The following is a 6,682-nucleotide window of genomic DNA, read 5'->3' as shown; positions in this document are numbered from 1 at the left end:
AGCCAAGGAAAAGAAGGCCTGGGCCAATATCCCAGCCAAAAGCAATCGCAAGGACAGCTTTTCCTTCAGCCGATGGGTCTATCGGCAAAGAAATCTCGTCGAACGCTTCTTCAATAAGCTCAAACAATATCGAGCTATGGCAACACGTTACGACAAGAACCCAGCCAATTTCCTTGCCGCCGCCAAAATCATTGCTACCCGCATCTGGATCAACGCGTTATGAGTCTACGGCCTAGTTCAACAGCCTGTTCTCCCGCAGTCTATCGACCGCCAGATTGACAAATGCACGGACCTTGGCAGGGGCATGACGACCTTCAGGGTACATGACATGGATTGGCAGGGGCTCGTCCTCATAATCGGCCAACACGATTTGAAGATCGCCGGCGACCAATGGCGGCCCAATCTGATAAAGAGCAACCCGTGTAAGCCCTCGACCCGCTCTTGCCGTGGCAATCGCTGCGTCGTTCGTGTTGCGCTGCAGGGCCGCCTCTATCGTGACGCGCTGCTCACCTGCGAAACGCCATTCTGGAGACGCCCATGCGCTCGTGGACGCAACAATCCTATGTGCCTTCAAATCTGCGGGCACAGACGGCACGCCGTGCTTTTCAAAATAGGCGGGCGATCCGCAGATGACTCGGCGGACCTTGCCAACCTTGGTGGCCGTGAAGCCGGAGTCTGGCAGGCGCCCGATTCGGACCGCTACATCCATACCCTCCTCGACGATGTTGACAGGCCGATCGATGAAAAACGTTCTCCCCCTCATCATAGGGTAATTGTCAAGATATTCGTTCATGATTGGGAGCACGTACATTTGCCCGAACATCGCCGGCGCCGTCACGGCAAGCGTTCCCGCTGGCGTCCCGTAGGAACCAGCTGCCGCTGCTTCGGCTTCTGAAATGTCGGAAAGTATGCGTCGGCAATCCTCAAGATAGCGCGAACCGGCCTCTGTCATTTTCACAGACCGGGTGGTCCTGACAAACAAGCGGGTGCCGATCAGATCCTCGAGCGCTGCTACAGCCCGGGTGACCGCGGGCGCGCTCACGTGCATGTGACGCGCTGTTTCCGCAAAGTTTTCCGTTTCTGCGACCTTCACGAAGATGCGCATCGCCTGCCATCGATCCATTCGGCAATCCTCTTTCGCTCTGTCTCCCAGATTATCCACGCCAGCGTCCGCTCATCATCGGCCGGGGCGCCCAGCTCCATGCCACCGTAGTCGTCAGGCGACCCTTTGTTCAACCCCCCGAAGCCTGAACGACTTGGCGGGGCTGAGGAAGACAGCAGTCGGCACGAGGGCCGATACCTGCCTGGACAGCAACAGGATTGACCGACTAACCACGGTGGTTGTCACGGCTTCGGGGCGCATGAGCATCGGCAAGACGCTCGATCTCAAGGCAGGCTTCATCATCGAAGCCCGCCTGGATCGCACGCTGCCGCAACGCCAAACGCTCGTTGCCTCTCGCCGCCAAGGCCAATTCGAGCGCTCGCGATCGGCGCAGGTCGAAGCTTTTACCGGCACGGGCTGCGTCGATCTCGGCGCCGCACATGCCCAATCGCGCAGCGGCGTCGTCCTGCAGTTGTATCAGAACCGCGCCGCCTCGATCACTGACTAAGGCCATCTCGACAGAAAGCCGCGTTCGCTCATCAAGCTTCGATATGTGCATTGGTCAGATCCTAGCTTGATCAGTGGATTGCGGTACGACTTGTCCAGTCAGAAGCCGAAGTGGCTCAGACCGGGATGGTCGTCAGGGAGACGTGCCTTCCGGCGCTGCGGCAATGTCACGTTGTCGAGGTCCGCGAACGTCGCGTTAGTGAAGCTGTCCGCTGACAGGCAGTATTCGCAACCGTTGGCTCGCACCATCGTCAACGCCAGCCGGTCCCGCGTAGCGACAGGCAGCCGACTCCTGCCTAGCGCGCCTTGAACGCCCGCAAGCCCGTCTACGGCGACGGGACTGTTGGCCATGGTGGCGCGTCTCGAGATATGGGACATGGTGATTCTCATTGGTGAAGCGCGACGCGAGCTGACTAACTAGATGAGACCGACATTGGGTGTGTTGAGCGGAAGAAGAGCTGGAAGTCAATGTTGCGTAGCATTTAGGGAGACCGCGCTATCATAGGGCTAACTGAAGGCTCTCTTCACCTTCATTTTCCTGCTCCGCCGGAACCGCGCTGCAGATGAGTGCCTCGTCTTCAGCGAGCGGAACGCCCGGCCGCCGGATATGCGTCACGCAGCCGCTCAACACCTTGACCTTGCAGGTGCCGCATGTGCCTTCGCGGCAGCTGAATTCCGGTTCCAGCCCGCGTGCCTCTGCAAGCTCCAGCAACGTACCTGAATCGGGCACCCACCGCGCTTCCTTGAGCGATACCCTGAAAGCGACTGCCACGGGTTTGGTCGCGGCCGGCCTAGCGGTAGCGGCGAGAGCCGCCGTTGCGTCCGGCGTCCGTGTCAGAGAAGATGGTCCGAATGTTTCGGCATGGATACGGCCGTCAGCGACGTTCAACCCGCGCAGGCCATCATAGAGTGCCTGGGTGAAGGCGGGGGGACCACACAGGTAGAAGTCGTAGTCGTTGAAAGGAAGCATGCGCGTGAGCAGTGCCATGTCGATGCGGCCAGCGACGTCATAGTCCAGACCTTCTGGGCATCTTGCGTATCACTCAGCACCCGGATCAGTTTTACCGCGCTGAACGATGTTTCCACCAACGCCGCCAACTCGTCCGCGAAGGCACGCTCTTTTTTGGTCCGGGCGGCGTGGAACAGAAATATCGGCCGGGTCTGTCGCTTGCGGACGCCTTCGTAGACGATGTGACGCAGCATCGCGAGCAGCGGCGTGATCCCTACCCCACCTGCCAAGAGCGCAGCCGGTCGTCTTTCGTATGCGTCGATGGTGAAGTCGCCGGCAGGAGCGCGCGCTTCAATGGTGTCCCCGACATTGATCAGACCATACAGGTGACGGGAAACCGCACCATCGCGCTTGACACTGATCCGGTAGAAGCCATCAGACGGCGCGGCGGAGATTGTGTAGGTTCGAAGCACCGGCCTGTCTGTGCCGGGCAACTTTACACGAATTGGCAGATGCTGGCCGGCCAGATGCGGCAGCAGGCCAGCGCCGTCATCCGGCTGGAGATGGAAGGAGCGGATCGTGCTGCTCTCATCGACAATCTTTATCACCTTAAACGGGCGCCATGAGGTCATTCGTTCAGCCGCCAGAAGCCGGTCGGCCGCCTGGCTCCAGTCACCCGTCATCAACGAAGCCGGCGACCAGCCTTCGTCACTGCGAAACTGCCAACGCAAAGCGAATGCGCCCCTTCGCCGCACAATCCTACGCGGGATAAATTTCCAGAGCCGTTCAGCACCCTGAAAAGCCGCGATTTCTGGTGAATCGAAAATGACGGTCGCTTCGCCTGTCATCTGCAGCATGTCGCCACTGGCATAATTCACGAACAGCAGACCCGCTCTCCCGTTCAGCAGCATGTTGCCAAGCGTGCTGAAGAACAGGTTGCCGTCGAAATCGGGAACGGTGAGCGTGCCGTCCGCATCGACGCGCGCAAACCCAGCCTTGCCGCCGCGATGGGAGACATCGACCTGCCGCCGGTTCTCGCGATCAGCATAGGACGCCACGTAAAAGGAATCGGCGCCATCGATTAGAGCGTACGCGCCCTCGTCGAGTCCTTCCAGCGTCTCGACTTCGCCTGAGAGGAGTTGCCCAACTTCGCGCTCATATCTGAAGTCGCGCAGCTGGATATATCGCGGGCAGTTGCCAAAACTCTGGTCGACATCGATGTGCAGCCCTGTCGCGGTCAGCGAAACAACCCCATTCATCCGGTTGCGTCGACGCGTATGCATCTCGATGCCGAGGAGGCCGACTGGCATGTCTTCCCCCATGCCGGGTGCTGCAGGATCGGACGGGTCTGGGCGTGCGGCGATGTCGAGTGTCGTCGGTGTTGGAGAGGTAATGAAACCGGGTCGCCCCTCGAGAAAGGTGGCCCACGGATTCCCCGCACCGTCGACACTACCGAGGACCAAGAACGGCAGCTGTGCGTAGAACTCGCGATGTTGGTCGGGCATATAATCGCGAACAACGCGCTGCCCGACCGAGGTCATGCGCCCGGCAACCCCCAGCATGTCCTGGATGAATAACTCACCTTCGTGCCAGACAGGGAGCTTGGTGAAGGTCGCCGACATGTATCTTCTCCTTTTCGTCGATGCGTGCACTCGGGCGCGCGGCCCTTTATGCCGACAGGCCAACCGGGGTGGGGAGGAAGGGCACGAAGCCAGGCAACGCCTCGATCCGGTTGAGGAAAGTGTTAACGTTCGGATAGGCCGACAGATCTACATATCCCTCCGGCGCGCGCGCTACGTAGCTGTAGATCGCCACATCGGCGATCGTCGGCTGATCACCGGCAAGCCACGGACTTTCGGCGAGCCGGGCTTCGAGGCGTCCCAAGAGCGTATGTGCACGATCGATGACTTCATCCGCACTGAACTTCGCCCCGAACACCGTGATCAGACGAGCGGCGGCGGGACCGAACGCGACTTCGCCCGCTGCGACCGACAACCAGCGCTGGACCGCAGCCGCACCATGGGCAGTTTCCGGCAGCCAGTCGCCACGACCAGCTTTCTTGGCAAGATAGACGAGGATTGCGTTGGAATCGGCGACGACCACATCGCCGTCTTCCAGCACGGGTACCTGACCGAACGGGTTGAGCTTCAAAAACTCCGGCTGCTTGTGAGCCCCGATCTTGAGATCGACCTCGACCAGTTCGTGTGTCACGCCTAATAGAGACGCGAACAACACAGCTCGATGCGAATGACCGGACAGGGGATGATGATAGAGCTTCATGACATGACCTTTGTTTGAAGGACGGGCAAATTCCGGTCCACACCGCGATTGTGCGCGATCGGGTTCATGTCGAGAATAGCCGCTCTGGGAACCTCAGAATTGCGTCCAGCGGAATAATGATCGCGACCAGCGTTCCATTTTAAGGAACTGAGAAGTTCGCACGTCGCGTCCCCGGGGTTGCAGAGCGAAACGTCGATCTTGGCATGGTTTTTTGATTGTCGGTTTGATTTGACCCGTATTTCATCTTCGCACGGCTCCACGTTGCCGCTGTCAAAGCTTTGTCCACGCGAACTGCTGGGTCAGCGTAAAACGGCAAAGTGGATCAATTCGTGCTGGAAGCCAACAGGGAAGCAGCTTCGCTCCTGGCTCATGACGCTTTCCGAAGCATCGCCGCGCCGGATTTATCTCTTCCAACATTCGGAAGGCATTTTCGATAGGTCTGAGCTGCCGTGGAGTTCGGCCGCGCCGGCTTTCATCCTGAGCGACGATCACCGTTCACTGCGTTAGTCGCGCGCCACTCACCTGACTGCTCGATCCGGCGCCGTCATAGGGCTCGACTTTCCAGTTGGCAGAGTTGATGATCATCTGGTTGACGACCATGGAAATCTGCTCGGCGGTATTGGTCGTCGAATTGTRGGTGACGTTGCGGTTCGGCAGGTGGATGATGCCTTGCAGGGTCTCGCCATTCGAGCCGTTGAAGATATACTGCACCTTGTTGGCATTGTTCGCAGCGTCGCTGGTCTTTTCGAACATCAATATGCCCTTGTAGGTGCCGCTGGTCGGCGCGGTGCCGGTGAAGGTGAGATTGCCGTTGGCGCGGATCTCGCTGTTGGTGTCGGGAAAATAGAAGGTGACGCCGTTGGCGATCACCGTCGAGCCGGAATTTATGATCATCCGGCCACTGATGATGTGCAGGCCCGGGCTGAAGGTGATCGTCGGCGAGCCGTTGAACGTGACATTGCAATGCACACCCGTCGCCACGGTGATGGAACTGCCGTCCTTCGTGCCGCTGTCTGTGCAGGCCGGCACGGAAGGTTCGGGCAGAGCACCGGCATAGGGATCGGGCTGGGTGGTGCAGCCGACCTGCATATTGTTGATCGTGCCGCCATTCTTGATGTATTGCGTCCCCTTGACGCAGAATTTTGAAAAATTCAGCGTCGAGCCGCTGTTCATGATGAAGGCCGGGTTTGCGGTTGAGGCGACGTCCATCTCGCATGTGCTGGCCTGCACATTGGCCCCGGAATTGATCAGCACATCCTGGCCGGAACTGCCGAGCACATAGATGCAGGGCCCGGCCGAGGCGGCCGTGGTGAGCGCAATCGCGCTGGATTTCACCGCGAGCGGCAGGCTGCTCACGCCGGTAACCCCGAGAAAGGCAGTCGGCATCGATACACGAAGCGTCGCGGTGATGCTCGTGTCGGCATTCTGCACGACACTGAGGTTGTTGTTGAAGTCGACGGTCTGGTTCTTGAAGTTGGCAAGGAAGATGTTTTCGATTTCGGTTTTCTGATCGGCCAGGCTCGATTTGCGCACGGCGGCCAGCACGCCGGCATCCAGCGACTGCTGCATCTTTTCACGCTGAGTATAGGCCGAATGCAGATCGATCGACGCGCCGACGCCGATCATGACGGTGAAAACGCTCACCGCGGAGAACATGGCGAAATTACCGCCGCGGTCGGCGACCAGGCGTCGAAAAACCTTCTTGAAAAGTGAAATGATCATCGTCGCGATGCGGGTCATTGCCGATGTCCATGCTAAATGTTGCGTACGCCTGCCATCTGTTCTTCCGTCGTCATGCAGGAACAAGAATGTTGCCCGGCACTTCAGCAACAAACCGGCTAAGC

At 59.1% G+C, this 6,682-nt stretch carries 5 protein-coding genes and 1 pseudogene; 2 read left to right on the top strand and 4 right to left on the bottom strand.

The window, feature by feature from the left end; all coding sequences use genetic code 11:
• Window positions 1–223: transposase (locus AC1D06_RS22480; RefSeq protein WP_477988022.1), on the top strand; the 223-nt coding region annotated here is incomplete at its 5' end.
• Window positions 224–232: 9 nt separating this feature from the next.
• Here AC1D06_RS22480 and AC1D06_RS22475 read toward each other — a convergent pair.
• On the bottom strand, window positions 233–1,123 hold the full coding sequence (locus AC1D06_RS22475) for a LysR family transcriptional regulator (RefSeq protein WP_477988021.1): 891 nt from the start codon (window positions 1,121–1,123) through the stop codon (window positions 233–235).
• A 238-nt stretch (window positions 1,124–1,361) separates the two neighbouring features.
• Here AC1D06_RS22475 and AC1D06_RS22470 point away from each other — a divergent pair, with 238 nt between their 5' ends.
• Entirely contained in the window at window positions 1,362–1,610 is a 249-nt protein-coding gene (locus AC1D06_RS22470) for a hypothetical protein (protein ID WP_477988020.1), read from the top strand.
• A 498-nt stretch (window positions 1,611–2,108) separates the two neighbouring features.
• On the opposite strand, the pseudogene AC1D06_RS22465 reads toward AC1D06_RS22470, so the two are convergent.
• The 3 genes and pseudogenes from AC1D06_RS22465 to AC1D06_RS22455 all read right to left on the bottom strand — a co-directional run bounded on the left by AC1D06_RS22465 (window position 2,109) and on the right by AC1D06_RS22455 (window position 6,578).
• Window positions 2,109–4,180: pseudogene (locus tag AC1D06_RS22465) on the bottom strand (2Fe-2S iron-sulfur cluster-binding protein).
• Between the two features lie 46 nt (window positions 4,181–4,226).
• Window positions 4,227–4,838: a glutathione S-transferase family protein gene (locus AC1D06_RS22460; protein WP_477988019.1), complete on the bottom strand. Its 612-nt coding sequence runs from the start codon at window positions 4,836–4,838 to the stop codon at window positions 4,227–4,229.
• Between the two features lie 495 nt (window positions 4,839–5,333).
• Window positions 5,334–6,578, bottom strand: coding sequence for a TadE/TadG family type IV pilus assembly protein (locus AC1D06_RS22455; protein WP_477988018.1), 1,245 nt, complete (start codon window positions 6,576–6,578; stop codon window positions 5,334–5,336).
• Window positions 6,579–6,682: the final 104 nt, after the last annotated feature.

It is taken from the genome of Rhizobium sp. P2_G2 (assembly GCF_056403555.1).
This window is presented reverse-complemented; position numbering and strand designations above follow the sequence as displayed.